At 61.5% G+C, this 24,003-nt stretch carries 24 protein-coding genes; 14 read left to right on the top strand and 10 right to left on the bottom strand.

All coding sequences use genetic code 11. The features are described from left to right. Positions 1–765: hypothetical protein (locus GSQ80_RS14085; protein WP_158788215.1), on the bottom strand; the 765-nt coding region annotated here is incomplete at its 3' end. A 250-nt stretch (positions 766–1,015) separates the two neighbouring features. Between GSQ80_RS14085 and dnaK the strand changes: the two genes are divergently transcribed. The 11 genes from dnaK (at position 1,016) to GSQ80_RS23070 (ending at position 8,608) form a co-directional block, all read left to right on the top strand. Next, positions 1,016–2,935, top strand: coding sequence for a molecular chaperone DnaK (dnaK, locus tag GSQ80_RS14080; RefSeq protein ID WP_158788214.1), 1,920 nt, complete (start codon positions 1,016–1,018; stop codon positions 2,933–2,935). A 227-nt stretch (positions 2,936–3,162) separates the two neighbouring features. Continuing rightward, positions 3,163–3,414, top strand: coding sequence for a hypothetical protein (locus tag GSQ80_RS14075; RefSeq protein ID WP_158788213.1), 252 nt, complete (start codon positions 3,163–3,165; stop codon positions 3,412–3,414). A gap of 111 nt (positions 3,415–3,525) precedes the next feature. Beyond that, on the top strand, positions 3,526–4,503 hold the full coding sequence (locus GSQ80_RS14070) for a zinc-dependent alcohol dehydrogenase family protein (protein WP_158788212.1): 978 nt from the start codon (positions 3,526–3,528) through the stop codon (positions 4,501–4,503). 14 nt (positions 4,504–4,517) lie between these two features. Beyond that, entirely contained in the window at positions 4,518–5,408 is an 891-nt protein-coding gene (locus tag GSQ80_RS14065; RefSeq protein WP_158788211.1) for an Fpg/Nei family DNA glycosylase, read from the top strand. A 39-nt stretch (positions 5,409–5,447) separates the two neighbouring features. Further along, the gene (locus tag GSQ80_RS14060) at positions 5,448–5,726 is read left to right on the top strand and encodes a type II toxin-antitoxin system RelE/ParE family toxin (RefSeq protein ID WP_158788210.1); all 279 of its coding nucleotides are present in this window, start codon (positions 5,448–5,450) and stop codon (positions 5,724–5,726) included. Next, complete coding sequence (locus GSQ80_RS14055; protein WP_254059643.1) at positions 5,653–6,072, top strand: HigA family addiction module antitoxin; 420 nt, start codon at positions 5,653–5,655, stop codon at positions 6,070–6,072. The genes GSQ80_RS14060 and GSQ80_RS14055 overlap by 74 nt, the downstream gene beginning before the upstream one ends. 14 nt (positions 6,073–6,086) lie before the next feature. Beyond that, positions 6,087–7,340 carry a DnaJ C-terminal domain-containing protein gene (locus GSQ80_RS14050; RefSeq protein WP_158788208.1) on the top strand — a complete coding sequence of 418 codons (1,254 nt, stop codon included), beginning with the start codon at positions 6,087–6,089 and terminating at the stop codon, positions 7,338–7,340. 3 nt (positions 7,341–7,343) lie between these two features. Beyond that, a complete protein-coding gene (locus tag GSQ80_RS14045; RefSeq protein ID WP_254059642.1) occupies positions 7,344–7,502 on the top strand; it encodes a BrnT family toxin in 159 nt (52 codons plus the stop codon). Further along, positions 7,477–7,725, top strand: coding sequence for a hypothetical protein (locus tag GSQ80_RS14040; RefSeq protein ID WP_158788207.1), 249 nt, complete (start codon positions 7,477–7,479; stop codon positions 7,723–7,725). Before GSQ80_RS14045 ends, GSQ80_RS14040 begins: the two co-directional genes overlap by 26 nt. Next, positions 7,713–8,198: a DUF4188 domain-containing protein gene (locus GSQ80_RS14035; protein ID WP_158788206.1), complete on the top strand. Its 486-nt coding sequence runs from the start codon at positions 7,713–7,715 to the stop codon at positions 8,196–8,198. The genes GSQ80_RS14040 and GSQ80_RS14035 overlap by 13 nt, the downstream gene beginning before the upstream one ends. 146 nt (positions 8,199–8,344) lie before the next feature. Continuing rightward, positions 8,345–8,608, top strand: coding sequence for a hypothetical protein (locus tag GSQ80_RS23070; protein ID WP_216850322.1), 264 nt, complete (start codon positions 8,345–8,347; stop codon positions 8,606–8,608). A gap of 15 nt (positions 8,609–8,623) precedes the next feature. Here GSQ80_RS23070 and GSQ80_RS14025 read toward each other — a convergent pair whose 3' ends face one another. Further along, a complete protein-coding gene (locus GSQ80_RS14025; protein WP_158788205.1) occupies positions 8,624–9,664 on the bottom strand; it encodes an SDR family oxidoreductase in 1,041 nt (346 codons plus the stop codon). A gap of 153 nt (positions 9,665–9,817) precedes the next feature. On the opposite strand from GSQ80_RS14025, the gene GSQ80_RS14020 reads away from it, so the two are divergent. After that, positions 9,818–10,237 (top strand): helix-turn-helix transcriptional regulator, encoded by a 420-nt coding sequence (locus tag GSQ80_RS14020; RefSeq protein ID WP_158788204.1) that lies wholly within the window; start codon positions 9,818–9,820, stop codon positions 10,235–10,237. A 138-nt stretch (positions 10,238–10,375) separates the two neighbouring features. Next, the gene (locus tag GSQ80_RS14015; protein WP_158788203.1) at positions 10,376–11,569 is read left to right on the top strand and encodes a glycosyltransferase; all 1,194 of its coding nucleotides are present in this window, start codon (positions 10,376–10,378) and stop codon (positions 11,567–11,569) included. Positions 11,570–11,717: 148 nt separating this feature from the next. Here GSQ80_RS14015 and GSQ80_RS14010 read toward each other — a convergent pair whose 3' ends face one another. The 3 genes from GSQ80_RS14010 to GSQ80_RS23410 all read right to left on the bottom strand — a co-directional run bounded on the left by GSQ80_RS14010 (position 11,718) and on the right by GSQ80_RS23410 (position 17,464). Then, entirely contained in the window at positions 11,718–12,386 is a 669-nt protein-coding gene (locus tag GSQ80_RS14010) for a hypothetical protein (protein WP_158788202.1), read from the bottom strand. A 168-nt stretch (positions 12,387–12,554) separates the two neighbouring features. After that, the gene (locus tag GSQ80_RS23415) at positions 12,555–14,615 is read right to left on the bottom strand and encodes a glycosyltransferase family 39 protein (protein ID WP_254059702.1); all 2,061 of its coding nucleotides are present in this window, start codon (positions 14,613–14,615) and stop codon (positions 12,555–12,557) included. Between the two features lie 269 nt (positions 14,616–14,884). After that, the gene (locus GSQ80_RS23410; protein WP_254059641.1) at positions 14,885–17,464 is read right to left on the bottom strand and encodes a glycosyltransferase family 39 protein; all 2,580 of its coding nucleotides are present in this window, start codon (positions 17,462–17,464) and stop codon (positions 14,885–14,887) included. A gap of 198 nt (positions 17,465–17,662) precedes the next feature. Between GSQ80_RS23410 and GSQ80_RS13985 the strand changes: the two genes are divergently transcribed. Next, a complete protein-coding gene (locus GSQ80_RS13985) occupies positions 17,663–19,249 on the top strand; it encodes a Ppx/GppA phosphatase family protein (RefSeq protein ID WP_158788201.1) in 1,587 nt (528 codons plus the stop codon). Here the strand turns inward: GSQ80_RS13985 and GSQ80_RS13980 are convergent. The 5 genes from GSQ80_RS13980 to GSQ80_RS13960 are packed head-to-tail and all read right to left on the bottom strand — an operon-like array spanning position 19,201 to position 23,598. Beyond that, positions 19,201–19,746, bottom strand: coding sequence for a histidine phosphatase family protein (locus GSQ80_RS13980; protein ID WP_158788200.1), 546 nt, complete (start codon positions 19,744–19,746; stop codon positions 19,201–19,203). The two genes, GSQ80_RS13985 and GSQ80_RS13980, sit on opposite strands and share 49 nt — an antisense overlap. Further along, positions 19,743–19,898 (bottom strand): hypothetical protein, encoded by a 156-nt coding sequence (locus GSQ80_RS13975; protein ID WP_158788199.1) that lies wholly within the window; start codon positions 19,896–19,898, stop codon positions 19,743–19,745. The genes GSQ80_RS13980 and GSQ80_RS13975 overlap by 4 nt, the downstream gene beginning before the upstream one ends. Positions 19,899–19,915: 17 nt before the next feature. Continuing rightward, positions 19,916–20,566, bottom strand: a complete 651-nt coding sequence (locus tag GSQ80_RS13970; protein ID WP_158788198.1) for a class I SAM-dependent methyltransferase — start codon at positions 20,564–20,566, stop codon at positions 19,916–19,918. Then, on the bottom strand, positions 20,563–21,591 hold the full coding sequence (locus GSQ80_RS13965) for a hypothetical protein (protein WP_158788197.1): 1,029 nt from the start codon (positions 21,589–21,591) through the stop codon (positions 20,563–20,565). Before GSQ80_RS13965 ends, GSQ80_RS13970 begins: the two co-directional genes overlap by 4 nt. Before the next feature lie 48 nt (positions 21,592–21,639). Continuing rightward, positions 21,640–23,598, bottom strand: a complete 1,959-nt coding sequence (locus tag GSQ80_RS13960) for a glycoside hydrolase family 57 protein (protein ID WP_158788196.1) — start codon at positions 23,596–23,598, stop codon at positions 21,640–21,642. Positions 23,599–24,003: the final 405 nt, after the last annotated feature.

Here is a 24,003-nt window from a genome sequence, read left to right as displayed (position 1 = left end):
GGGGGTGGATTTGAGGGTGACGGTGGTGGTGAAGCGGCGGTAGCGCGTGTAGGTGTGCTCTGAATCGACCGCGACGAGCTTATTTCCTACAGGCACGTTGGCGTGGTTGAGCTCGTGGGATGGGAGAGGCAGGCCATCGACCATCTGAAACTCCGTCTGAAAGGTGGTGTCGCGGAGGGTTGGAGGCTCGTCGTCAAGAAGAGTCCAGACGAGACGCACGATGACGGGGTCTACGTCGGTAATCCAAATCTCAAAGTGCCGCTGCGGGATGGGGTGGGCGGGATCGAGGGAGGGCTGGGGGTCGACTTCGAGGACGTGGATGAGTTGGCCGTTGAGGGTTTGCTGACGAAGCTCGGATAGCCGATAGTCGGCGGTGATGATCCTGTTGAGGTCAATGTTGGTGTTTATAAACTTTTGATTCCTAAGGGCGGCACGACTGGCAATGTCGAGCTTCTGGCGGTCGGCGACGGCTTTGTCGTAGCGGGCCTGTTCGGCGGCGAGGTCTGCGCCGGTGAGGGGTTTGCCGTTCCATTCGACAAGGCGTTTGTAGGGAAGGCCGTTGATCCAGGTGTCTTCGTAAAGTGCTGTGTACTGGGAGGTTAGCTTGCCTTTTTGGTTGCGGTTGGTGGTGTGTTCGAGATCGAAGCGAGTGAAGTGAGTTTTGGCGTCGTCGGCCTGAATCATGCTCTGCAGGGCGGCCTGGGCGAGGATTTTAGGGTTGGGGGACGGCTGCGGGGTGGGTGTCTGCTGGGCGTGAAATGCCAAGGGGGGGCTCAAAAGGAGCGCTAGAACGGCGGAAATTCGCATAAAACGAGGGAGCCGCATGAAATGGACAGTATGGCATAAATAAATGGGGGATCGCCGAGTCGAATTTTGCAACCAGCGACTATAAACCGCATCATATAAGTTGACAGTAAGTCACTCACATGCGAATCTAATGAAGTTGTGAGGGTCAGGTCAACGAATTTGGGCCAGGAGCCGAGGTTAGGGCTGCGGCTAAAGGATGAGGTCAGTTATGGGAAAAATTATTGGTATTGATTTGGGAACGACCAATAGCTGCGTTGCGGTGATGGAGGGTGGAGAGCCCAAGGTCATTCCTAACGAAGAGGGTGGTCGGACTACGCCGTCTATCGTTGCGTTCACCAAGAGTGGTGAGCGGTTGGTGGGCATGGTGGCGAAGCGGCAGGCAATCACCAACCCGGAGAACACGATTTATTCGATCAAGCGCTTCATGGGCCGTCGGCTGAATGAAGTGGGCGATGAGTTGAAGATGGTGCCGTACAAGGTTGTGGCCAAGGGCGACAACATTGCGGTGATCGCGCAGGGCAAAGAGTACACCGCGCCTGAGATCTCGGCGATGATTTTGCAGAAGCTGAAGAAGGCTGCTGAAGATTATTTGGGGCAGAGCGTTACAGAGGCTGTTATTACGGTTCCGGCTTACTTCAATGACGCGCAGCGGCAGGCTACGAAAGATGCCGGCAAGATCGCTGGGCTGGATGTGAAGCGCATTGTGAACGAGCCGACTGCAGCTGCGCTCGCGTATGGCCTGGATAAGAAGAAGGACGAGACGATTGCCGTGTATGACTTTGGCGGCGGTACGTTCGATATCTCGATTCTTGAGGTTGGCGATGGCGTGATTGAGGTGAAGTCGACGAATGGTGATACACACCTTGGTGGCGATAACCTTGACCAGCGGATTGTGGATTGGTTGATTTCAGAGTTCAAGACCGAAACTGGTTTGGATCTGACGTCGAAGGGCAACGAGATGGCGCTGCAGCGGCTGAAGGATGCTGCGGAGCGCGCGAAGATCGAGTTGTCGACGGCGCAGGAGACAGAGATCAATCTGCCGTTCATTACGGCTGATGCTAGCGGACCGAAGCATCTTGTGCGCACACTGAGCCGCGCGAAGCTGGAACAGCTTGTGGCTGATCTGCTGGAGAAGTCGGTTGGGCCGAGCAAGCAGGCGCTGAAGGATGCGGGCATCGATGCTAGCAAGATCGATGAGGTCGTGCTGGTTGGCGGACAGACGCGTATGCCGGCGATCCAGGAGCTGGTGAAGAAGCTGTTCGGCAAGGAGCCGCATAAGGGTGTGAACCCGGATGAGGTTGTCGCGATCGGTGCGGCGGTCCAGGCTGGCGTACTTGCCGGCGATGTGAAGGACCTGCTGTTGCTGGATGTTACTCCGCTTACGTTGTCGATTGAGACGATGGGTGGCGTGGCGACGAGCATGATTCCGCGCAACACGACGATTCCGACGAAGAAGTCGGAGACGTTCTCGACGGCGGCTGATAACCAGACCGAGGTTGAGGTTCACGTGATGCAGGGCGAGCGGCCGATGGCGGCGCAGAACCGGACGCTGGGCAAGTTCAAGCTGGGCGGCATCATGCCGGCTCCGCGGGGCGTGCCGCAGATCGAGGTCACGTTTGATATCGATGCCAACGGCATTCTGAATGTGAGCGCGAAGGATAATGCGACGGGCAAGGACGCGAAGATTGCGATTACGAGCTCTTCGGGTCTGAGCAAGGAAGAGGTTGAGCGCATGGCGAAGGATGCCGAGGCGCACGCGGCCGAGGACAAGGAAGCCAAGGAGAAGATCGAGGCGAAGAACCAGCTTGATTCTTTGGTGTACAACGTCGAGAAGATGCTGAAGGACGGCGGCGAGAAGGTTGAGGCGTCGGACAAGAGCGAGGTTGAAAGCGCGCTTGCTGAGGCGAAGTCGACACTTAGCGGCGGTGATCCGAGCACGAGCGAGTTGAATGCGTCGAAAGACAAGCTGACGGCGGCGAGCCACAAGCTGGCAGAGGCGGTTTATAAGGCTAATGCGGCGGGTTCGACGGCTCCTACGGATGGCGACGCGGCGGCGGCTGGAACGGCTGACGAGGCGAAGAAGGACGAAGGCGTGATCGATGCTGAGTATGTCGACACAGAAAAATAAGTCGCGCTGGGCAAAGAAACATAGGTCAGGTTGAACTACTTGTAAGCGATGTGCGTATTGGATGAGGAGGGGCTTCGGCTCCTCCTTATTCGTCTAGAAGTGCATGGCCGCGGCAGGGTGGTACCGACCGCGTGGATGTTGTGAAAGTCGGGTTAAGAGAAGTAGGTCGGAAGAGGTGGTTGGGGAATCCAATCATCAGGGTGAAAGAAGTACCAGGAGGTAGCGCGATGACAAACGATAGCGAAGGACGGCAGGACCAGGCGTGGCCTGGAGCGGTGCGCTGGGAGCTGGGCGATGCGAGTGTCCATGCGCGCGAGACGCTGTGGCAGTGCGATGCGCTGCGGGCGGGACGGCTGTATCAGCGGAGTGTGTTTGGGACGCGCGAAGAGGCAGAGGCGTTTGTGGCGAAGATGCAGGAGAGTGAGCCGGATCATATGTTTAATGTTGCGGCGATTAAGGCGTCTACTGTTTGGAATTAAGGACGCGAGCGGTTTGATGCGGGTAGGAGCTGTGGCTTTCGCGAGGGTTTGTGCGCGGGCCACAGCTCTTGCTGTTGGATCGGCGGAGTCGATGCCTGGGAGAGGTTTGATATGCGAGCGTATGTTGTCGAAGGGGCAGGCGGGGAGTTTCGGCAGGTGGAGTTGCCGGTGCCGGAATTGCGCGAGCGCGATGTGCTGGTGAGGGTTCATGCGAGTGGCGTGAATCCGTTGGATTTGAAGATTCGGGCGGGGCAGGCGGCTCATGCGAAGCAGCCGTTGCCGGCGGTGTTGGGATTGGATATGGCCGGGGTCGTGGAACGCGTGGGCGCGGGTGTGAAGAATTTCCGCGCGGGCGATGAAGTGTATGGCATGGTGGGCGGCGTGGGTGGTCTGCAAGGGACGCTGGCGGAGTTGATTGCGGTCGATGCGGATTTGCTTGCGCCCAAGCCGCGGAATATTTCTATGCGCGAGGCTGCGGCGCTGCCGTTGATTACGATCACGGCATGGGAGGGGTTGGTGGATCGCGCGGCGGTTCATGCGGGGCAGACGGTGCTGGTGCATGCGGGTGCGGGAGGCGTGGGGTCGGCGGCGGTGCAGATTGCGGTGGCGTATGGGGCGGAGGTGTTTGCTACGGTGTCGGCTGAGAAGAAAAAGATTGTGGAGGGGTTTGGGGCGACGGCGATTGATTATCGTGCGAGCTCGGTGGAGGAGTATGTGGGCGCGAGTACGGCGGGCGAAGGGTTTGATGTGGTGTATGACACGGTGGGGGGAGCTACGCTGGACGCGTCGTTCGTGTCGGTGAAGCGCTATACGGGCCACGTGGTGAGCTGCCTGGGGTGGGGGACACATTCGTTGGCGCCGCTGTCGTTTCGCGGGGCGAGTTACTCGGGTGTGTTTACGTTGATGCCGCTGCTAACTGGAAAGAGCCGGGCGCATCATGGCAGGATTTTGGCGGAGGCGGCGAAGCTTGTCGAGGCAGGGAAGCTGCGGCCGTTGATGAGCGAGCAGCGGTTTTCGGCGGAGGAGATTGGGGCGGCGCATGCGGCGATGGAAGCGGGCGTTGTTGGCAAAGTGGTTGTCGAGCTTTAGTTGGGAGAGGGTGTATGCCGGAGGGAAATGAGATTCATCGGTGGGCGGAGCGGCATGCGGCGGCGTTTGCTGGGAAGACGGTGCGGATGGATGGGCCGCAGGGTCGGTTCACGGATTGGGATTTGTTGGATGGGCGGAAGCTGCGTCGGGTGATGGCGGTGGGGAAACATTTGGGGTATGACTTTGGGAAGGATCGGATCCTGCATGTGCACTTGGGATTGCAGGGGGATTTCACGGAGGGGTCGGGGCCGTTGCCGGCGGTGAAGGGGGCGCTGCGGATGCGGATGTGGAATGCCGCGGCGGTGAAGCGTCCGGCGGTGGAAGGTGTCAGTAAGCGGCATGCTTGGTACTCGAGCGACGATGGGACGGGGCATTTGCGGCCGGAACAGATTGCGTGGGTGGAGCTGCGCGGGCCGATGGATTGCTCGGTGTACACCAATGCTCAGTGGGATGCGTTGCGGGAGAGGCTTGGGCCTGATCCTTTGGATGGAGATGGGCCGGAGAAGGCGATCGAGAGGATTGCGAAGAGTAAGAAACCGATTGGGATATTGATGATGGAGCAGGATGTGATGGCGGGGGTGGGGAATATCTTTCGTGCGGAGGTGTTGTTTCGCGCGAGGCTGAGCCCGTTTACTCCGGGAAGGGATGTACCGGCGCTGGTGGTGAAGTCGATGTGGAAGGAGCTTGGGCCGTTGATGCGGGCGGGGATGGTGGATCGGCGAATTGTGACTACGCTGGCGAAGGATCGGGACAGCAAGACGGGGCCGGTGCAGGTGGGGGATGAGCACTATGTGTATCGACGAAATGGGCAGCCTTGCCGGGTATGCGGGACGAAGGTGATGAAGATGGAAGGGTTCGCGGGACGGAATTTGTTCTGGTGCCTCGTGTGTCAGGCGGAGGATTGAACGCGGAGCGTATAACGCGGAGCGTGATATGCTTGCATTGTGATCATCAGTTTCAAGAATGAAGAGACTCTACGAATCTTTGATGGCTCGAAGAGCCGCAAGTACGCGGGGTTGCAACGTATTCTTGAGCGCAAGTTGAGGATGCTTCATAGAGCGCGAATCCTTCAAGATTTGACACAGCCTCCGGGAAACAGGCTGGAACGCTTGAGGGGGGATCGTGCTGGGCGGTACAGTATTCGCGTGAATGATCAATTTCGAATTTGTTTCAGATGGGAGAAAGACAATGCCTACGAGGTCGAAATCGTCGACTACCATTAGTCGTTACGAACGCTATAAGCGTGAAGTTCCGCCGATCCATCCTGGCGAGATTCTGCGTGAGGAGTTTCTTGTGCCACTCGGTTTAAGCGCAAACGCGCTGGCAATTGCAATCGGCGTGCCGGCGACCCGAGTGAACGAAATCGTGAATGAACGGCGAGGGATTACCGGAGATACCGCGCTGCGGCTGGGTCGGTATTTCCATATGACGGCGGAGTTCTGGATGGGTCTGCAGGGCGACTATGACCTGGAGCTTGTGCGCTACCGCTCGGGAAAAGAGATCAAAGAAGCAGTACGGCCGGCGGCTCGTGATAAGAAAACCGGGGCGCTCAAGGCAACTGCAGCGTAGAAGGGAATCGCACGATGGCGACGACGAAGACAAAAGATTATTACGGCACGCTGGGCGTGAAGAAGACGGCGACGACGGAAGAGATTCGCAAGGCGTTTCGGAAGCTGGCGCGGAAGTATCACCCGGACGTGAATCCTGGCGATAAGAAGGCTGAGGAGAAGTTCAAGGAACTCTCCGAGGCTAACGACGTGTTGAGCGATGAGAAGAAGCGGAAGATTTATGACCAGGTGGGATTCTACTCGGACAACATTGATGCGGCTACCGCGGAGGCGTATGCGCGCGGTGGTGGTGCGCCAGGTGGTGCTGGATTTGGTGGAGGCGCTGGCGGCGGCGGTGGGCGCGGGCAGCAGGGTGTGCCGTTTGATTTTGATGGGTTTGATTTTTCGGGGTTCCAGGGGGGTGGGAAGGCTTCGTCTCGTGGGCAGAGTGCCGAAGGATTTGGGGGGAGTTTTAAGGATGTGTTTTCGGGGATGTTCGGTGGAGGTGGGCGGCAGGCTCGCGGGCCGCAGCCTGGAACGGACTTGGAGTATCAAGTTGAGATTGATTTCTGGACTTCGATTCGCGGAGGGGTGACGCGGCTGGAGATTCATCGGCAGGAGCAGTGTCCTACGTGCAAGGGCAAGGCGGTGCTGGGCGGGAGTATGGAGTGTCCGGAGTGCCATGGGTCGGGGCAGGTTACGCAGATGGGCGGGCGGATGAAGTTCAATATTCAGTGTCCGCGGTGCGGTGGGACGGGCAAGGTGCAGAATGCTTGTCCGACGTGCGAGGGTGCGGGCGTGGTGACGAAACGCGAACCGCTGTCGTTCAACATCAAGGCGGGGACGCGGGATGGGCAGAGGATTCGGCTGGCTGGTAAGGGCAATGCCGGGACCGAGGGCGCGCCGAATGGGGATCTGTATTTGATTATTAAAGTCGGGGCGCACAAGCTGTTTCGGCGGGTGGGCGATGACATTCATATCACCGTGCCGGTGACGGCGATGGAGGCGGCGCTGGGATCGAAGATTGAGGTGCCGACGGTGGATGGTGTGGGGACTGAGTCGGGACGCGCTACGGTGAAGATTCCGCCGGGGACGCAGACGGGGCAGAAGCTTCGGATGCGCGAGAAGGGCGTGACCAGTGCCACGCGCGAGGGGCATCGCGGAGATCAGATTGTGGAAGTGAAGATCGTGGTGCCGAAGGTGCAGGATGAGCGGTCGAAGGAGATTTTGCGGGAGTTGCAGAAGTTGAATCCGGAGGATCCGCGGGCGGAGATGCTGGCGGAGGTTTAGCGTATGCAAGCATTCGAAATTGCAGGAATGATCTTCGAGTGGGATGATGCGAAGGCTGCTCTAAATATTGAGAAGCATGGAATTTCGTTTTATGAAGCGGCTACCGTATTTGCCGATCGGCGAGAGAGGAGAGACTATGAGCAATCAGGATTTAGAGAATGATGAGATGTTGCCGGAGTACGACTTCTCGAAGGGGATTCGTAATCCTTACGCACAGCGTTTTCAGGAGCTGAATCTGGTGTCGCTCGATGCGGATGTGAAGGCTGTGTTTCCGGATTCGGAGTCGGTGAATGCTGCGCTGCGGACGTTGATCAAGGCTGCAGGGGCGGTGGTGCCGGAGAAGTTGGCTGAGTCCGGAGTGCGGAGGCGAGGATGGCGGAAGTGAAGAACGGACGGTTTGCGGGGAAGATCGATGGGGACTTTGTGGTGTTCCTGATCGGGATGCGGATCAATCAGCTTTGGGCGGTGCACAAGTGGCTGCCGGTGTCGCGGGCGATGCCGAAGATGCTGGCGGAGTTGAAGAGACAGCCGGAGCTTGGGTTGTTGGAGGCGAGTTACTTTTTGAGTCCGCCGATTGCGATGACCGTGCAGTATTGGCGGTCGTTTGAGCATTTGCATGCTTATGCGCATGCGAAGGATAAGGAACATCTGCCCGCTTGGGCGGAGTTCAATCGACTGGTGGCAGCCACTGGGGTGGTCGGGGTGTTTCACGAGACGTATTTGGTGTCGGCGGGGAAGTATGAGTCGGTGTATGTGAATACTCCGCGGATGGGGTTGGCGTTGGCGGGAGAGATGGTGCCGTCGGTGGGACGGATGCAGTCGGCTAAGGAACGGATTGTGGCGTCGGGGGAGAAGTAGGCGGTCGGACGGGTGCAAGATACCCATGGGCTAGAGGCCGCGTTTCCCAGCGATATTGTTGTCTGGGCTGAAGCCCGGACCTATCTCAGAAGTAAGAACGGGCGCTCGCTGCGCGAGCGAGAAGCAGGTTCCTCGCTGTGCTCGGAATGACAGCCAGAAAAGCAAAAGCAAAAGCAAAAGCGAAGGCAAAAGCAAAAGCGAAGGCAGAGGCAGAGGCAAAAGCAAAGGCAGAGGCAAAAGCAAAAGCAGAGGCAAAAGCAAAAGCAAAGGCAAAGGCAAAGGCAAAAGCAAAAGCAAAAGCAAAGCAGATTCCCAGAGGGAATGACAGAAAGAAAGGCCAAAGCAAGTGCAAATACAGGGGTCTCTCCACTGCGCAGGATGATGGAGCCATCCTGCTTCGGTCGAGATGACGAAGCTTGGGTGGGTTATTTGGTGGTGGAGATCTGGAGTTCGCTGGGGGCTTTGGGGAGGATGTGTTGGTTGGTTTGGGCGTTTAGGTATTGGAGGGTTTCGGGGAAGGCGCCGGCGAAACGGGCCGCTAGCCACGCTTGGGGGGAGATGGTGATCTCGGCGCGGCCACAGGCTACGGCGTGGAAGATTCGGTTGGCCGCGTACTTGGTGCTGACGGAGAGGCCGGGAGTTTTGGCGGCGAAGGTGAACCAGCGGCGCTCGAACTCTACGTCGCCTACGATGTTGACGTGGTCTTCGCCGCCGGTGCGCATGAGGCCGGGGCAGACCGTGGTGACGCGGATGCCTTTGTGGCGGAGCTCGGCGTGGAGGCCTTCGGAGAATCCGACTAATGCGAATTTTGCGGCCGAGTAGGGGAGCATGTGGGGGACGGCGATCTTGCCGCCGATGGAAGCGATGTTGACGATGGACGCGCGGGTGGTTCCTGCGAGGGGGAACTGCTTACGCAGGTGCGGGAGGGCGGCCCAGGTGGTGTAGAGGGCGGCGAAGAAGTTGACCTGCATGGTGCGCTCGAAGATTTCGAGGGTCTGGGATTCGATGGGGCCTACGTCGATGATGCCGGCGTTGTTGACGAGGACGTCGATGCGGCCGTAACGGTCGATGGCTTCGTCGATGAGGCGTTGCGCTTCTTCGGGCTTGGAGAGGTCGGCGGCGACGAGGTGGAAGTCTTCGGGGCGGAGGTGGGCGTATTGGGCGAGGAGGGTTTCCTGGGCCTGTTGAAGTTCGGCTAGATTGCGCGAGGCCAGGACGAGGCGGACAGGGTTGCGGGCGAAGCGGGTGGCGATGGCGAGGCCCAGGCCGCGGGAGCCTCCGGTGACGAGGACGACGGGGCGCGGGGCGTTGGGGTCGACTGGCGCGAGCTTGCGGTTGCGGACGGCGCGGACTACTAGGACGGCGGCTCCGGTGGCGACGACTGCGGAGGCGACGGAGGCTACGGCGATTCCTGCGGCGGTGGCGGTGGCAGCAGCGGCGAGGGTGGCTAGGTTGAGTCGCTTCATATGTGGATTATGATGCGTTCTGTCGGGCGCAGGGCTGGTTCGTGGCAAATTGTCGGCAGAGAAGCAGATTCCTACCCCTTCGACAAGCTCAGGGTGCGGAATGACAACCAGAAAAACAAATGCAAAGGCGGCAAAGGAGGTATTCTTCAGGCGATGGCTACCAAACGCAAATCGAAGGGCGCGTACATGATCTCGGCGGTGGCGGAGATGTACGAGATCCATCCGCAGACGCTGAGGCTTTATGAGCGGGAGGGGTTGCTGCGGCCGTCGCGGTCGGAGGGAAATACTCGGCTGTATACGGACGAGGACCTGGAGCGGCTGGAGTTTATTTTGAGCCTGGCGCGCGATATGGGCGTGAATATGGCGGGCATTGCGATTGTGTTGCAGATGCGCGAGCGGATGGAAGAGATGAATCGGCAGATGCAGGGATTTGTGGATTATGTGCGGACGGAGATGCTGACGCGGATGCACGAGCAGGCTCCGCAGCCAGGGCTGGTGACGCTGCGGAGGCCGTTTGGGGTGACGAGCCGGGAGCCGGCGCCGCATGGTACGGGGCGGAAGAAGGTCAGCTAGGCTTGCCGCTGTGTGGCGATGCGGGTCGCGTAGACTTGGGTGTGGTGCTGGCTGCGGTGGGATGCTGGCGCGCAAGCCAATTTTATTTGGCTAACTTTTATTTTTAGTACTTGGTTATCTTTTTATCGGTATGGTGCGATGAAGGTTTTGCTGCACGTTATTTTCTGGGTGGCGATGGTTGGGTCGGTCACCTCTTCGATCTATTGCGGGATGGTGTTGGCGGCGGCGGCGCGGTTTGGTCTGCGCAAGCGGCGGGAGCAGAGTGCGCCTGCGGATTTTTTGCCTGCCGTGAGTATGCTGAAGCCGCTGCATGGGACCGAGCCGGGGATGGAGCGGAATATCGCTTCGTTCTTTGAGCAGGAGTATCCGGGGGAGTGGGAGCTGCTGTTTTGCGCGCGGTTCGACACGGATGAGGGATTGAAGCTGGCGCGTGCGGTGGGGCAAGCGTATCCGCAGGTGGACGCGCGGTATGTGACGTGTGGGGAGCCGACGCCGAAGTTTCATAATGCGAAGGTGTATTCGCTGGCGAAGATGGACTCGGTGGCGAAGAACGATTTGTATGTGACCAGCGATGCAGATGTGCGGGTGGAGAAAGATTATCTGCTGCGCATGGTGCAGACGCTGAAGGATCCGCACATGGGGCTGGCTAGCTGCATCTATTTGGGGACGGCTCAGCCGGATACAGGGAATGGTGGCCCGGGGTTTGCGTCGCAGCTGGATGCGGTGGGAAAGAGTGTGGAGATGAGCTCGGGTGTGCTGGTGGCGGACATGCTGGAGGGGACGAAGTTTGCGCTGGGCGCGACGATGGCGGTGCGCAAGAAGAGCTTCCAGGATGTGGGTGGGTTCGATGAGCTGGGACAGTTTTATGCCGATGATTTTGTGATTGGGAATCGGCTGGCGGCACAGGGTACGGGCGTGAAGATGGCGACGTACATCATTCGGCTGATGGTGCAGGATTCGCCGTTCTGGCTTAGCTTTCGGAACCAGTTGCGATGGATGCAGAGCACGCGGCGATCACGGCCGTGGGGACATCTCGGTAGCGGGCTTACGTTTGCCATGCCGTTTGGGCTGCTGGGTTTGGTTTGGGGATTGTTGAGTGGGCATGCGGTGATTGGAGTGTTGTGGTTGTTGGCGATGGTGGTCAATCGGTGGCTGCAGGCGGGGGCGATTCTTGGGGTGTTGGGTGATCCGGATATTTTGTTTAACGCAATGATTTATCCGCTAAGGGATTTGTTGGGGTGGGTGCTGTGGGTGGGGAGTTACGGTGGGGAGAACTTTTATTATCGCGGGAAGGTTTACAAGCTGAAGGATGGCGGGCGGGTGGAGGAGTAGGGTGTTGCGACTTATCAACTATTGTTCTCAGTTCTCAGTTGTCAGTTCTCAGTAAGGGCAAAAACTTCGCCGACTGATAACCGACAACTGAGAACGGCGTGCGCCTTTCCTGAGAACTGAGAACGAAGAACTGACAACGTTTTTCGGTTTACTGGTTGCCGCTCATACCGCTCATGCTGTTCATCGGGTGCTGCTGTTGGGCGATGGCCAGTTCGAGTTCGCCGCCGTTGACTAGCTTGATGTTGTCCTTGGCGGAGACGAAGACGCCGGAGTTGCTGCTTGAGATTTTGCTGTGGAGGTCGACGCCGTTCATGGCATTGAGCTGATCGACGGTCAGGGTGCCATCATTCCAACTGGCAGGGGTTTGACCGTTGGGATTGAGGCGGTAGGTATCCTGGTTGGCGAGTCCGGTGTCCAGGATGCCGACGATGGTGGCTTTGATGGGAACGGTTTGACCGTCTTTGAGTTTGGCGCTGGTGAAGCGGAGGGCGAGCTTGGACGTGCCGGATTGATTTGTGTCATCGGTGGAGATCTGGCCGATGAGGATGGTTCCGGCGGGGAGTTTGGGGCCGTTCTGGAGCTGAACTTTTTCGGCTAGCGTGGCGTGGAATTCATCACCGGCTTTTACCTTGCTGGCGACGAGTGCTCCGTTGAGTGAGGCACGGGCGGGGACCATGTGCATGGCCGGAGCGGTGCTGTCTTGCGAGGATGCCGGGGACTGGGCTGGTTGAGGTTGGGCGCAGGCGGGAAGTGTGAAGGTGGGGACGAGGACAGACAGAGAAAGAGCGGCGACGGAAAGGGTGCGGCAACGTTTCATGTGGGGCTCCTTAGGCCTGCGGTGGGTGTGGGACGCCGGAGGCGCTGAGGAACTATACGAGGCGGGGCGGGGGAAAGTTCTTGGCTTTAATTCTCTGTTGTCCGGTATCCGTTGTGCGTCGGCGGGACGTTGCGTTTACCGGGAAGGCAGAATGGACAACTGGGCGCTCTATCTGTTGGTGAGAATGGTTTTGTCGCCGGCGGTGGCGAAGATGTGGACGGGAGCGAAGGGGGAGAGGGTGAGGGTGCGGGCTTCGGGGTGGTCGGTGAGGAGGAAGAGGCGTTGGGGGCCGGACCAGAGGTGGGTGAGTTGGGTGTCGTTGAGGAAAATTTGGGGAGCGTCGGGATAGAAGCTGCCGAACCAGGGGCCGTTGACGCGGCCGTTGACGAGCAGGATGGGCGCGGCGGATTGGGGGGTGTAGAAGAGCAGGGCGGAGCCGGAGGTGAGCTCGCCGTCGTTGAGGATGATGTCGCCGGGGCGGAGGTCGCGGTCGATGGCGAGGGCGAGGTCTTTCGAGCCGAGGATCGGGTAGAAGCGGACCAGGCCCTGGTGCGCGGCGAGCAGGACGGCGGTCATGGCGGCGGCGATGAGCAGGTTGGCTGCGAAGGGGTTTCGCTTGCGAACGATGTAGGCGATGGGGCCGAGGGTTAGCATGCCGAGAGCGACGGTGAGGAGTGGTCCTCGGAAAAAGCCCATGGCGGGGCCGGTGAGGTCGAATACGTGGCCGAGGGAGAGGTTGTAGAGGTTGGGGTTGGAGCGGAGGACGTCGCTGAGAGTGGTGTTGGGCGCGTGGGTGGGCGCGGTGAGGGCGAGATAGCTGCAGAGGAGGAAGAGGAGCGTGCCGATGGGGACGAGCATGTAAAGGCTTGCGCGGAGTCCTGCGCGGACGGCGGGAGTTGGATTGTGGGGGCTGCGGTCGGCGGAGGCGAGGAAGGCGCCGACGAGGAGGGCGAGGGCTGGGAGGGCGGGGAGGTGGTAGTACTCCTGGCGGGAAGAGAGGGTGAAGAAGCCGAGGATGATGCCTGCCCAGAGGAGGCAGGTTAGGGCGGCCTCGCGGTCCTGCGCGGACGGCGAGAGTTGGGATTGTGGTTGTCCCAAGCTTGAGTAGGAGAAGTTGGGGTCGGAGTCGAAGCGGAGGTTGGGGTCGGAGGCGGGCCGGGCGCGGAGGGCGCGGATTGCGTTGCGGAGGGCGGCGGGGAGGAAGGCTACCCAGGGGAAGAGCCAGAGGAGGAGGAGGAGCCAGAAGATGGGGATGGGGACCTGGCCGTAGTCGTGGGGGATGCGGTGGCCGAGGAAGCGGGCGATGTGCTCGTTGTAGAGATAGAACCAGGCCCAGCCGGCGTGCGCGGGTAGCCCGAGGCCGGGGGGCATTGGGATGGGTGGATTGCGAATGGCCGCGAGGATGTGCCAGGGTGCGGCGATCGCGAGGAAGACAAGTGTCGAGGGGATGAGGTGGAGTTTCGCGAGGAGTTTGAGGCGGTGCGTGAAGGCTAGGTAGAGGAGGACGAAGCCGAGCGGGAACACGACGCCGATGAGGCCCTTGGTGAGGAGGTTGAGGGCGGTGACTGCGGCGAAGCCGAGGCAGGGCAGGAGGGCTGAGGGCGCGGGGGGAAAGGGCTTGGCTGCTGTAGTGCGATAGGCAGCTTCGGGGTCCTTCGACTGCGCGCTGCGCGCTGCGCTCAGGATGACAGCATCTTGCGCGGATAACGGGAGGTCCTGGGCCGACGGTGAGAGTTTGTTCGGGCCGGGGTGCTGGTTGCTGACTCGTTCTAACGCGAGGAGGAAGAGGTGGACGGCGAGGGTCATCCAGAGGGCGATGAGGATGTCGGGGATGTAGAAGCGGGTGTAGATGTAGGGGCCGATGCAGGTGGCCATGGCGAGGGCGGCGTAAAGACCGGCGCGATCGGACGGGACGTGGGACTGAGGGAGCCTTGCATCCCACCCATCCGCGATGGGGCCGCGTATGAATGGGGCACCCAAGTCTTGCGCGGACGGCGAGAGGTCCTGCGCGGACCGCGAGGGTTGGGTGTGGCCGTAGAAGCGGATGCCTAGCGCGTAGACGGCTAGCAGGAGGGCGAGGACTCCGAGGGCCAGGGGGAGACGGGCCGCCCAGTCGTGGATGCCGAAGAGGCGCATGGAGCCGGCCGCCATCCAGTACATGAGGGGGGGCTTGTCGAAGAAGCGGACGCCGTCGATGGTGGGGGTGACGAAGTCGTGGCGCTGGAGCATCTCGCGGGCGATTTGGATGTAGACGCTGTCTACGTCGTCGAGGAGGCCGGGGGTGAAGAGGCCGCCGATCTGGAGGATCGCCCAGAAGGAGACGATGAGGGCGAGCGATGAGGTTCGCCAGCGGCGGAGGGGCGATGTGGGGGTGGTCGGGATGGGGGATGCGGAGGTCAATTGAGACGAAGAGCTTTCATGGTTGTGCGAGCGGAATGGCTTGCGGAATTCCTGGGGCTAAAGCCCCACTCTTTTTTGCGAGTTTATGAGACCCAAGGCTAAAGCCTTGGGGTACCCGATTGTCTCCTGTTGTTTATAGGTGACTGAAGGGGGCGGTCGGTGATGAGGGCTTTGCCGGAGGTTTGCTGGAGGATGATCTGGCGAGAGCCGAGGAGTTGGTCTACGACGTCGCGCTGTTCCAGCGGGACGAAGAGGAGTTTGCGCGGGCCGTGGCCCCATTGGGCGAGGAGGTCTGCGGAGGTGAGGAAGATGGCCGGGGCGTCGGGGAAGGTGCTGCCGAAGAGCATGGAGGTGGTGCGACCGTCGACTAACTCTACTTGACGGTCCAGGTAGAAGGGGATGGAGGAGCCGAAGGCCTGATCGCCGTAGATGAGGATTTCGTTGTTAGGGGCGATCTGGTTCGTGCGCTCGAGGGTTTGGATGGTCTCGGCGAAATTTACAGACGAGAGCATGGGGTTGAAGCGGACGAAGGCGATGTGCGCAGCGATGAGGAAGACGCTGCTGGTGGCGGCGATGGAGAGGATCGCGGGAAGGAAGCGGCGGCGTGCGTAAAGCATCCACGCGATCGCCGGGCCGATGAGGAAGGCCGTGAGTGCGAGCGAGGCGGGGAGGCGGAGGGCGGCGAAGGAGGGGCCGGTGAGGTCGAAGAAGTGCGACATGGAGAGGGTGTAGTCGCCGACGCTGCGGTGGGCCAGGAGATCGCCGATGTCGGGGACGAAGGGGAGGTGGCGGGAAGACCAGAGACCGTAGGCGAGGGCTGCGGCGATGGCGAGGCCGAGGACGGTGTAGGTCGCGAAGGTGAAGGTGAGGGCTCGGCGGAGGGTGGGGTCTGGCGGGTTGCGCTCGATGGAGGAGAGCGCTGCGGCTAGCAGCATCAGGAGTGGGAGGTAGACGGGGAAGGTGTAGTACTCCTGATTGGTGGAGAGGGAGAAGAAGGCCAGGACGAGGGTGGAGAAGATTAGGAGGAGGAGGATGGTTTGGTGGCGGAAGGTTGTGGCTGCGTCGCCTGGCGTTGAGGCAGGCATACCCACGGGGCTAAAGCCCGCTCCTTTCGCGGGGCTATGAGACCCAAGGCTGAAGCCTTGGGGTACCTGGTTGCTGGCGGGTGCGGAAAGGGACGAGCGGTTGAGGCTGGATCGAGTTCCTCGGGGTTCCTTCGACACGCTCAGGACAGGCTCTTCGGCTGCGGCATTCACGATGGAGCCGTAAGTGCCTTCGCTCAGAATGACAGTGTTTTGGCTGGATGAAGGGCGGGCGAGGATTGTGCGGCGTTTGCGGTAGGCGGTGACTAGGGCGGCGGGGGCGAAGAGGCTCCAGGGGAAGAGCCAGACGAGGTGGAGGAGCCAGTAGAGGGTGGTGGGGAGCTTGTTGTAGTCGCGGGGGATGCGGCGGCCTAGAAAGCGGAGTACGTGCTCGTTGATGAAATAGAACCAGAAGAAGCCGTGGCCGTTGGCTCCGCCGGTGTTGCGCAGGCCGGCGAGGATGTGCCAGGGGGCCGCTATGGCTAGGAAGAGGAGTGTTCCGGTGAAGGGACGGAGGTTGCGCCATTGGTGGAGTCGGCGGGTCCAGACGAGGAAGAGGAGAGTTGTGGCGAGGATGAAGACGATCGCGACTAGGCCCTTGGTGAGGACGGCGAGGGCGAGGGCGAGCCACATCGCGTAGGGCCAGACGCTTGCGGAGGAATTTGTGGACGGAAAGAGATTGGCGACTGTGGGGAGAGGGAGACCTTCGGGGTCCTTCGGCTGCGCGCTGCGCGCTTCGCTCGGGATGGCAGATGTCTTGCTGCTGCGCGCTTCGCCTAGGATGACAGGTGTCTTGCTGCTGCGCGCTTCGCTTGGGGTGACAGGTGTCTTGATGCTAGGTGCTTCGCTCGGGATGACAGAGTCTTGGTGATTCGGAGAGCGGCTTGAGATTGGTGGGTTGAGGGAGCGGAGGAAGGCGTAGAGGGTGAAGGCTAGAAGGAGGGAGAGGAGGGCGTCGGGGATGAAGACGCGGGTGAAGAGGAAGACGCCGGTGGAGGTGAGGAGGAAGAGGCCGGTGGTTAGGGCGGCGGTATCGTTGAAGGCGCGGCGGGCCCAGGCGTAGCCGAGCAGCACGAGGCCGAGGATGGTGAGGGCGAGGGGGAAGTGGACGGCGAAGGCTTCCGTATCCCACCCGTTCGCAAAAGCGCGCACGGATGGGGCTCCCGGGTCGTGCGCGGACGGCGGGAGTTCGGTTCGTAGCGGGTCGAGGGCGGGGGCGAAGAGTTTGAGGCTGGCGGCGGTGATCCAATAGGGGAGGGGCGGTTTTTCGAGGTAGCGGATACCGTCGACGTGGAGGGTGACCCAGTCACCGGTGGCGAGCATGGATTGGGCGGCCTGGGCGTGGGTGGCGTCGGCGTCGTCGAGTAGGGGCGGGGTGAAGGCGGCGGAGACGTAGAGGAGCAGCCAGAGGCCGATGAGGGTGAGGAGAGGGGTGCGGGCGGAGCGGGGGCCGGACGCGGGTGGGGTGTGGGTTAGCCTCGAGACGGCGTGGTCTGTGAGGCTGGCTGGGAGGTTGGGAGTGACGGTGACGACCACAGTTTCGGGGGCGTGGGTGGAGGCGAGCGATGGTCGGGGAGAGAATGGGTCGAGCGGCATAGGCGGTCGTACTCAGGGTGCGGGTTGGGGGAAAGCGAGCAAGCCCGCGACGAACGATGTCCTAAGCATAGCGAAGCTGCGAAGGTTCACACGCGCGGATTGTTGATCCGTTAATGTACACGCCCTGTAGGGTGGCGGTATGTCATGTGGGTTGTGCTGTTTTTCCACCGCATTTGACGTGTAAGGATGCAGAAGACGATGCCTACCTTTGCAGCAATCGATATCGGGTCCAATTCATGCCGGCTGGCGATTGCCTCCGTGCAGCAACACCGGTTAAAGACGCTGTTTGAAGACCGCGAGGTGACACGGCTGGGGGAAAGTGTTTTTGAGACGGGAGTGATTTCGCCGGAGGCGATGGCGAATACGATCAAGACGCTGAAGCGGTTTCAGCGGTCGGTGCAGGCGCAGGTGGTGGACAAGGTGCGGGTGGTGGCGACGAGCGCGGTGCGGGATGCGCGCAACTCGGATGCGTTCAAGGCTTGGGTGAAGTCGGCTACGGGGTGGAATCTTGAGGTGATCTCGGGGTTGGAAGAGGGGCGGCTGATTCACCTGGGGATTGTGACGCATGAGCCGGGGGCGCAGGGGCGGTGTTTGCTGATCGACCTGGGCGGCGGAAGCTGCGAGGTAACGATCTCCGATCATGGGCGGATTCAGGAGATGGTGAGTCTGCCGCTGGGCGCGGTGCGATTGCAGGCTGAGTTTCTGAGGAACGATCCGCCGAGCAAGGAAGATGTGGCGCGGCTGCGGAAGTTTATCGATCGCGAGCTGGGGAGGGCGGAGCGGAAGCTGGGGCAGCCGAAGGTGAGTCTGGTGATTGCTACGTCGGGCACAGCGGCGGCGCTGGCGGAGGCGAGCAGTGCGCTGGCATTGGGATTGGAGAAGAAGAGCACGCGGGCGGGGATTGGGAAGAAGGCCGCGAAGAAGGTTGCTGCGAAGCGGGTGGAGATTCTGACTGCGGACACGCCGTCGGTGCGCAAGATCGCGGATCGGCTGGCGAAGCTGAACAATGCGCAGAGGGCGGCGGTGGCAGGGATCGGGCCGAGGAGGTCAGAGATTATTGTCGGCGGCGCGCAGGTGTATGCGGCGCTGCTGGAACGAATGCATTTGAAGGGGTATCGATTTTCGAGGCTGGGGCTGCGGGATGGAATCCTGGCGCAGATGCTGGCGGATACGGATGTCCGCACGAGCGCGCACCGGACGATGGAGGCTGAACGGTGGGAGGGTGTGCTCGAGGTCTGCCGGCGGTATGGGGTTGATCCGCGCAAGGTAGAACCGGAGAGACAGCACGCGGTGCAATTGTTCGATCAGCTGGAGGCGGTGCATCAGCTGCCGACGGAGTATCGGCTGTGGATACAGGCGGCGGCGATGATGCAGGAGGTGGGGAAGTATATGAACCACCAGGGGCATCATCGGCATACGCAGTACATCATTGCGAACTCGGAGATCTTTGGGTTTTCGCCGGCGCAGCGAGCGATTGTGGCGGCGATTGCGCGATACCTGGGAAAGAGCCGGCCGGAGGCGATGGATCGGCCGATGCGGTATGTCCCGGTAGAGGAGCATGCGCATGTGCAGAGCGCTGTGGTTTTGCTTCGGCTGGCGGAGGCGCTGAACCAGGATCGGGCGACGGTGGCCGTCCGGGTGAGGACAAAAGTCTATCCGAAGCGGGTGGTGCTGGAGCTGATTCCAGCGCGGGGTGGGGCGGAGTTGGAGCTGTGGTCGCTGAAGAAGGAGGCCGGTTATTTCCGCGAGGTCTTTCGGCGCGAGCTCTTGATTGAAGTGGTGTAGAGCGCTCGGACAACGCGGGGATCAATCAGGGACTGAAGGACTGCGCTGCCGCGCTGCAAGTTGACGCGTGCGAGCGATCCTTTGCGCAGGCGGACGCGTGGGGTCCCGGATGTTTCAGCGTTTGCGCCGACGCCAAGGAGTTGACCGAGGAACTGGGTGAGGTTGGGGTTGTGGCCTACGACGAGAATGTTCTCGGAGGTGGAGCTGTCGCGCAGAAGCCGCTGGAACTGGGCGAAGGTAGCGGCGGGGGCGAGGGCGTTCGAGATGAGGAGCTTCTGTTCGTAGCCAGTCTCGGTGGCGACGAGCTGGGCGGTCTGCTGAGCGCGCTTGAGCGGGCTGGAGACGACGAGATCGAAGTTGAGATTGAGGGCGTTGAGGACGTGGGCCAGCTGGAGGCACTGAGTCTTGCCGTCCTTATCGATGGGACGCTTGAGGTCGAGGAGCGGATTGGCGCGAGGACTACCGGCGCTGGCGTGACGAAGGATGAATAGGTTCATTGCTTAGGGGTGAGATGCGGTGGAACGGTAGTGGGTGGTTGGGGTTGCGGGGTTTGGGGTTGGAAGATGCCGGGGTCGGGTGCGGGCAGCGAGGGTGCGGCTGGCTCGGGGTCTGATTGTGGATCGTTTACGGATTGGAGAGCTGTCTGCATGAGGCTCTAGAGCGATTCTAATGGAGTTGCCAGATTTCTGTGTAAAGAAGGCCGCAAAGGAGTTCGTGGCGGGCGACGCGGGTGAAGCCTGCGGAGGTGAGGGTGGATTGCGGGTCGGGGAGATGGGTGACGCGGAGGCCGGTGAGGATGCGGAAGGCGAAGTAGAGGAAGCGAATGTAGAGGGCGGCGAGGGGGCGGAGGAGTGCGCGTTGGGGGATGGCGAAGTCGGAGAGGAGCCAGAGGGTTCCGGGGGCGGTGTTCGCAGCGATTTGGTGGGTGAGGGTGGTGAGCTCGGGCTGGGTAAGGCAGTCGAGGAAGAAGTGGGTGACGATGAGGTCGGTATCGGGAGGTGGAGTGACGGTGAGGGCAGAGGCCTGGAGGGTTCGGACGCGATGGATGTAGGGTTGGCAGCGGTGATGGAGAAGTTGAAGCATGGTTGCGCTGGTGTCGACGGCGAGGGCGCTTAGGTGGGGCCGGTGTGCGAGGAGGCGGGCTAGGAAGCGGCCGTCGCCGTCGCCGAGGACGAGGGCTTGATGGCGAGGTGGGAGATCGTGGAGGAAGTGGGTGCGGGTGCGCTGGAGCAGCGGGCCCAGGGAGAGGTATTCGGCGAAGCGATAGATGCGGGCTACGCGGTCGAAGTTTGGTTCAGCGCGCTGCTGGGGCGTCATCGAACGAAGGGAAGGAAGAGGATCGGGGTGAGGAGTACGAGGTCAGCGGTGGCGCGGAGGTGGATGGGGGAGAGGCGGCGGCGGTAGAGATTGAGGGCGAAGAGGGCCGCGGTGCTGAGGGAGCAGGCGAGGGCCGGAAGGGCGATGGGGAGCGCGCGGCTGACCGACGCGATGGTAGAGGCGGCGAGGATCACGAGGGCGATGGTGGTGAGATGGGAGGTGGCCCAGCGGGTTGTCCAATGGGCTTGCTGGTGTGGTATTTCGGCTGTAGGTGGTGGGTCGTCTGTGGACAGTTCCTGGTTGCGGGGTGTGGGGTGTTCCCAGGCGTAGAGGCAGAGGCAGTTGAGGGTGCAGACGGCGGCGAAAAGGAGGGCGGAAGGCAGAAGGCTGGGGCGGATCCAATTGGCGGCTGAGCCGATGAAGTGGATGGCGGCGGCAGTGGGGGTGGTGCGGACGAGGGTGGGGATGAATACGGCCGCGGGGAAGAAGATGCCGACAGCTAGCTCCTTGGGAAGGCGGCCGGTAGGGCCGTTGGGTGCGGGGCGGATGTGGATCAGGAGCATCCACGCCGCGAGGAGCGTGGCGAGAAGGGCGTAGAGGTGGAGGGCGCCTGAGTCGATGCGGTGGAGAAGAACGGCTAGAGCGATGGAGCTGAAGACGATGAAGGCGAGGAAGGCGGTGCGGTGAGCGTGGTGGAAGCGGTGGCGGGTTTCGAGGTCGGTGGGAGAGAGGCGAGATTCGAGAGGCGGGGTGTCGGCGAGGCGGGCGTCTAGCAGGCGGTCGGCGGCATAGATCATCCAGACGGCGAGGAACATGGCGGCTGGCTCGGTCCAGGGGAGATGGAGGTGGGAGCAGCGGGCGATGAAGACGGTCCAGAGGGTGGCTACGGTGGGCGCGTCGAGGGAGAGGAGATGCCAGAGGGAAAGGGCGGAGTAGCGAGGGCGCGAGCGAGGGACCAGCTGGGGGCGTAGGGGGCGTTGTGGGGAGCGGGGCCGGGATGGGTGGGTGAAGGGAGAAGAGCTCATCTGGTAGCGAATGGAACAACTGATGCAGTTAGATGCAGGCGGGCGCGATCAGGCAGAAGGGGTGGGATCGTACTTCGGAATTGGGATGGGGGAGGGGTCGTGATCGGGTGATGCGTGCCGGGCCGACGAGCCATTGTTGGATGGAGGATCGGCGGTGGGGAGCTTGAGGTGGTTGGGCGTGTCGCCGGCGGCGTGCGAGTGGGGAGAGTCCGGGGCGCGATGCTGGCGGGAGCCGACGGCCCACAAGTCGGGGTCGATGTCGGGGAAGATGCTATCGCGCGCTTCGATGGCGGCGAGGCGTTCTTCCTGTTCGGAGGTGATGTCGCCGTGGGATTCCAGGTGCTGCCAGATGGATTTGAGTTCATTGAACTGATCCATGTGGGTCTCGAAGCGGAGCTCGGCGTAGTCTCTGGCGGCGCCGGTGGTGATGAGGAACTGCCAGTCAGAGGATTCGAGGAGGAGGAGTTCACGGCAGAGCTGTTTGACGACGCGTTCGAGGATGGGCTGGTTGGCATGGCCGTCGGGCTTCCACGTGCCGGCGGTGCAGACGTCGCGGAGGTAGAGCTCGGCGGGATAGATCTGGGCGTAGGTCCAGGAGGTCTCGGGATTCATCCAGACGTGGTTGGTGCCTTCGGCGCCCCAGGAGCCCTCGTGCATCTGGATGAAGCCGGCGCGGGGGAATTGATCGAGGTATTGAGAGCCGGAGGTGAGATGGATGCCGATGGGATAGTCGTGGAGCGTGCGAGCGACGGCCTCGAGCCACTGTGGGCCTTCGAACCACCAATGACCGAAGAGCTCGGCGTCGAAGGGCGAAGAGAGAATGGGAGGGACTGCGTCGTTCATGGCGGCGTTGAGGGCTTCCCAGACTAGATGAACAAAGTGCGACGCGTGGGCCTGGGTGCGCTCGGCGGCGCGGGCTGGATCGTAGGGCTGCTTGTCAGCCATGTCGACGTTGGCGCCGGTGACGGTCCAGTAGCGATGACCGCCGGGCCAGCGTTTCTTGTGGAAGTCGAGATAGTTACTGTCGCCGGGATAGCCGAAGTTGCCGGACCAGACCTGGGTGCCGGTTGTCGGGTCGCGAGGGAAGACGGTGACGGGGTGCTGCTGCTCTGCGGGTGCGGAGGATCCATGGACGTAGTAGGGCTGGTAGAGGCGGCGATAGTCGTTGTGGGTCATGGGCTCGTCGGTGGAGCGGACGATGGCGCCATCGCGGAGCTCGTAGGGGGACGGTGTGCGGGCGGACTCTTCGACGAGGTGCGTGTCGACGAAAAAGAAGTCGATGCCGGATTCGCTGATGGCCTGTTCAATGCCGATGCGGTTGAAGCCGGGAGCGATGGGTGAGCCGTCCTGCTGGGTGACGGGATAGTTCCAGAGGCCGGCGGGGCGATAGCCGCACTCGGGCGCCCAGATGCCGCGGGGGTGTTTGCCGATGTGGCGCTGGTGGGCGGTGACGGCGGTGCGGACCTGGGCGCGAACGCTTTCGTCGGTGCCGAGCAGCGGCATGTAGCCGTGGGTGGCGCAGCAGGTGATGATCTCGATGAGGCCGGCGTCGTTGAAGTGGCGAAAACCTTTGATGATGTCGCCGTCGAGGGCCTGGAAGTCGGTGAGGGCGTCGGTGAAGTACTTCTGCCAGAAGCGGGCGAGCTCGGCGTAGTGAAATTCGCTGACGGAGAGGAAGTAGGCTTCGTCTTCGCGGGCGGAGAGGATCTTGCGATCGAGATAGCGGGGGAATTCGGTCTTGAAGACGGGGTGGGCGAGCTGCTCGAGGAGGATCGGCGAGAGATTGAGGCTGCAGTTGAGGGCGATGCCGTCGCGCTCGAGATTGCCGAGGACGCGGAGGAGCGGAAGGTAAGTTTCGGCAGCGGCTTCGTGAAGCCACTCGATGCCATGAGGCCAGGTGCCGTGGTTGACGACCCAGGGGAGATGGGCGTGGAGGGTAAACGAGAGGAAGCCAGCGGGCTTTCGGTCGGGATGGGAGCGGTTGGCCTGGGATGTTTGCGCGCTCAAGGTCGTGATTCCTTCTGAGAGGCTGGTGGGCGGAAAAGCTCCGCGCGAGACAGGGCGGAGAGGCGGGGGTTTCGGCCGATCTCCATCGTTAGGTGGTTAGACGCCGTGGAAACGGGTGAAGCTGCAAAAGGAGCGATGCATGGCGCTACGATGAAGCCAGTGACGCGGCGGCAGGAGGGACAAATTGTTGGACTGCATTACGTCCGTTGGATGCAAAGTGGAGGGGTAGGGGTGCTCGGAGGAGGAGTGCGGACCGGCTGCCTAGCTGTAAGGAGGTCTGTACTTGAGGCTGCGTGCAAAGGACGTTTGAGCGTGGGGGCCAGGGACGTGTGCAGGAGCGGCGGGGGACGCAACCCGCGGGTGTTGTTGAGGCATCCAGTAAGAGAGAGACTACAGCAAGCGATG

The organism is Granulicella sp. L46, from assembly GCF_009765785.1.
Lineage (GTDB): Bacteria > Acidobacteriota > Terriglobia > Terriglobales > Acidobacteriaceae > Granulicella.
Note: the sequence above shows the minus strand (reverse complement) of the source record. Positions and strands in the feature narration are given on the sequence as shown.

What these genes read in the sequence shown, in the direction of transcription:
- GSQ80_RS14040 (WP_158788207.1), top strand. Translation starts at nt 7,477, where the DNA reads ATGAGCAATCAGGATTTAGAGAATGATGAGATGTTGCCGGAGTACGAC.
- GSQ80_RS14035 (WP_158788206.1), top strand. Translation starts at nt 7,713, where the DNA reads ATGGCGGAAGTGAAGAACGGACGGTTTGCGGGGAAGATCGATGGGGAC.
- GSQ80_RS14065 (WP_158788211.1), top strand. Translation starts at nt 4,518, where the DNA reads ATGCCGGAGGGAAATGAGATTCATCGGTGGGCGGAGCGGCATGCGGCG.
- GSQ80_RS13980 (WP_158788200.1), bottom strand. Translation starts at nt 19,746, where the DNA reads ATGAACCTATTCATCCTTCGTCACGCCAGCGCCGGTAGTCCTCGCGCC.
- GSQ80_RS14055 (WP_254059643.1), top strand. Translation starts at nt 5,653, where the DNA reads ATGATCAATTTCGAATTTGTTTCAGATGGGAGAAAGACAATGCCTACG.
- GSQ80_RS13975 (WP_158788199.1), bottom strand. Translation starts at nt 19,898, where the DNA reads ATGCAGACAGCTCTCCAATCCGTAAACGATCCACAATCAGACCCCGAG.
- GSQ80_RS13970 (WP_158788198.1), bottom strand. Translation starts at nt 20,566, where the DNA reads ATGACGCCCCAGCAGCGCGCTGAACCAAACTTCGACCGCGTAGCCCGC.
- GSQ80_RS14045 (WP_254059642.1), top strand. Translation starts at nt 7,344, where the DNA reads ATGCAAGCATTCGAAATTGCAGGAATGATCTTCGAGTGGGATGATGCG.
- GSQ80_RS23070 (WP_216850322.1), top strand. Translation starts at nt 8,345, where the DNA reads ATGACAGCCAGAAAAGCAAAAGCAAAAGCAAAAGCGAAGGCAAAAGCA.
- GSQ80_RS23415 (WP_254059702.1), bottom strand. Translation starts at nt 14,615, where the DNA reads ATGCTCCAGCGCCACGACTTCGTCACCCCCACCATCGACGGCGTCCGC.
- GSQ80_RS14075 (WP_158788213.1), top strand. Translation starts at nt 3,163, where the DNA reads ATGACAAACGATAGCGAAGGACGGCAGGACCAGGCGTGGCCTGGAGCG.
- GSQ80_RS14010 (WP_158788202.1), bottom strand. Translation starts at nt 12,386, where the DNA reads ATGAAACGTTGCCGCACCCTTTCCGTCGCCGCTCTTTCTCTGTCTGTC.
- GSQ80_RS14070 (WP_158788212.1), top strand. Translation starts at nt 3,526, where the DNA reads ATGCGAGCGTATGTTGTCGAAGGGGCAGGCGGGGAGTTTCGGCAGGTG.
- GSQ80_RS14020 (WP_158788204.1), top strand. Translation starts at nt 9,818, where the DNA reads ATGGCTACCAAACGCAAATCGAAGGGCGCGTACATGATCTCGGCGGTG.
- GSQ80_RS13985 (WP_158788201.1), top strand. Translation starts at nt 17,663, where the DNA reads ATGCCTACCTTTGCAGCAATCGATATCGGGTCCAATTCATGCCGGCTG.
- GSQ80_RS14015 (WP_158788203.1), top strand. Translation starts at nt 10,376, where the DNA reads ATGAAGGTTTTGCTGCACGTTATTTTCTGGGTGGCGATGGTTGGGTCG.
- GSQ80_RS14050 (WP_158788208.1), top strand. Translation starts at nt 6,087, where the DNA reads ATGGCGACGACGAAGACAAAAGATTATTACGGCACGCTGGGCGTGAAG.
- GSQ80_RS14025 (WP_158788205.1), bottom strand. Translation starts at nt 9,664, where the DNA reads ATGAAGCGACTCAACCTAGCCACCCTCGCCGCTGCTGCCACCGCCACC.
- GSQ80_RS13965 (WP_158788197.1), bottom strand. Translation starts at nt 21,591, where the DNA reads ATGAGCTCTTCTCCCTTCACCCACCCATCCCGGCCCCGCTCCCCACAA.
- dnaK (WP_158788214.1), top strand. Translation starts at nt 1,016, where the DNA reads ATGGGAAAAATTATTGGTATTGATTTGGGAACGACCAATAGCTGCGTT.
- GSQ80_RS23410 (WP_254059641.1), bottom strand. Translation starts at nt 17,464, where the DNA reads ATGCCGCTCGACCCATTCTCTCCCCGACCATCGCTCGCCTCCACCCAC.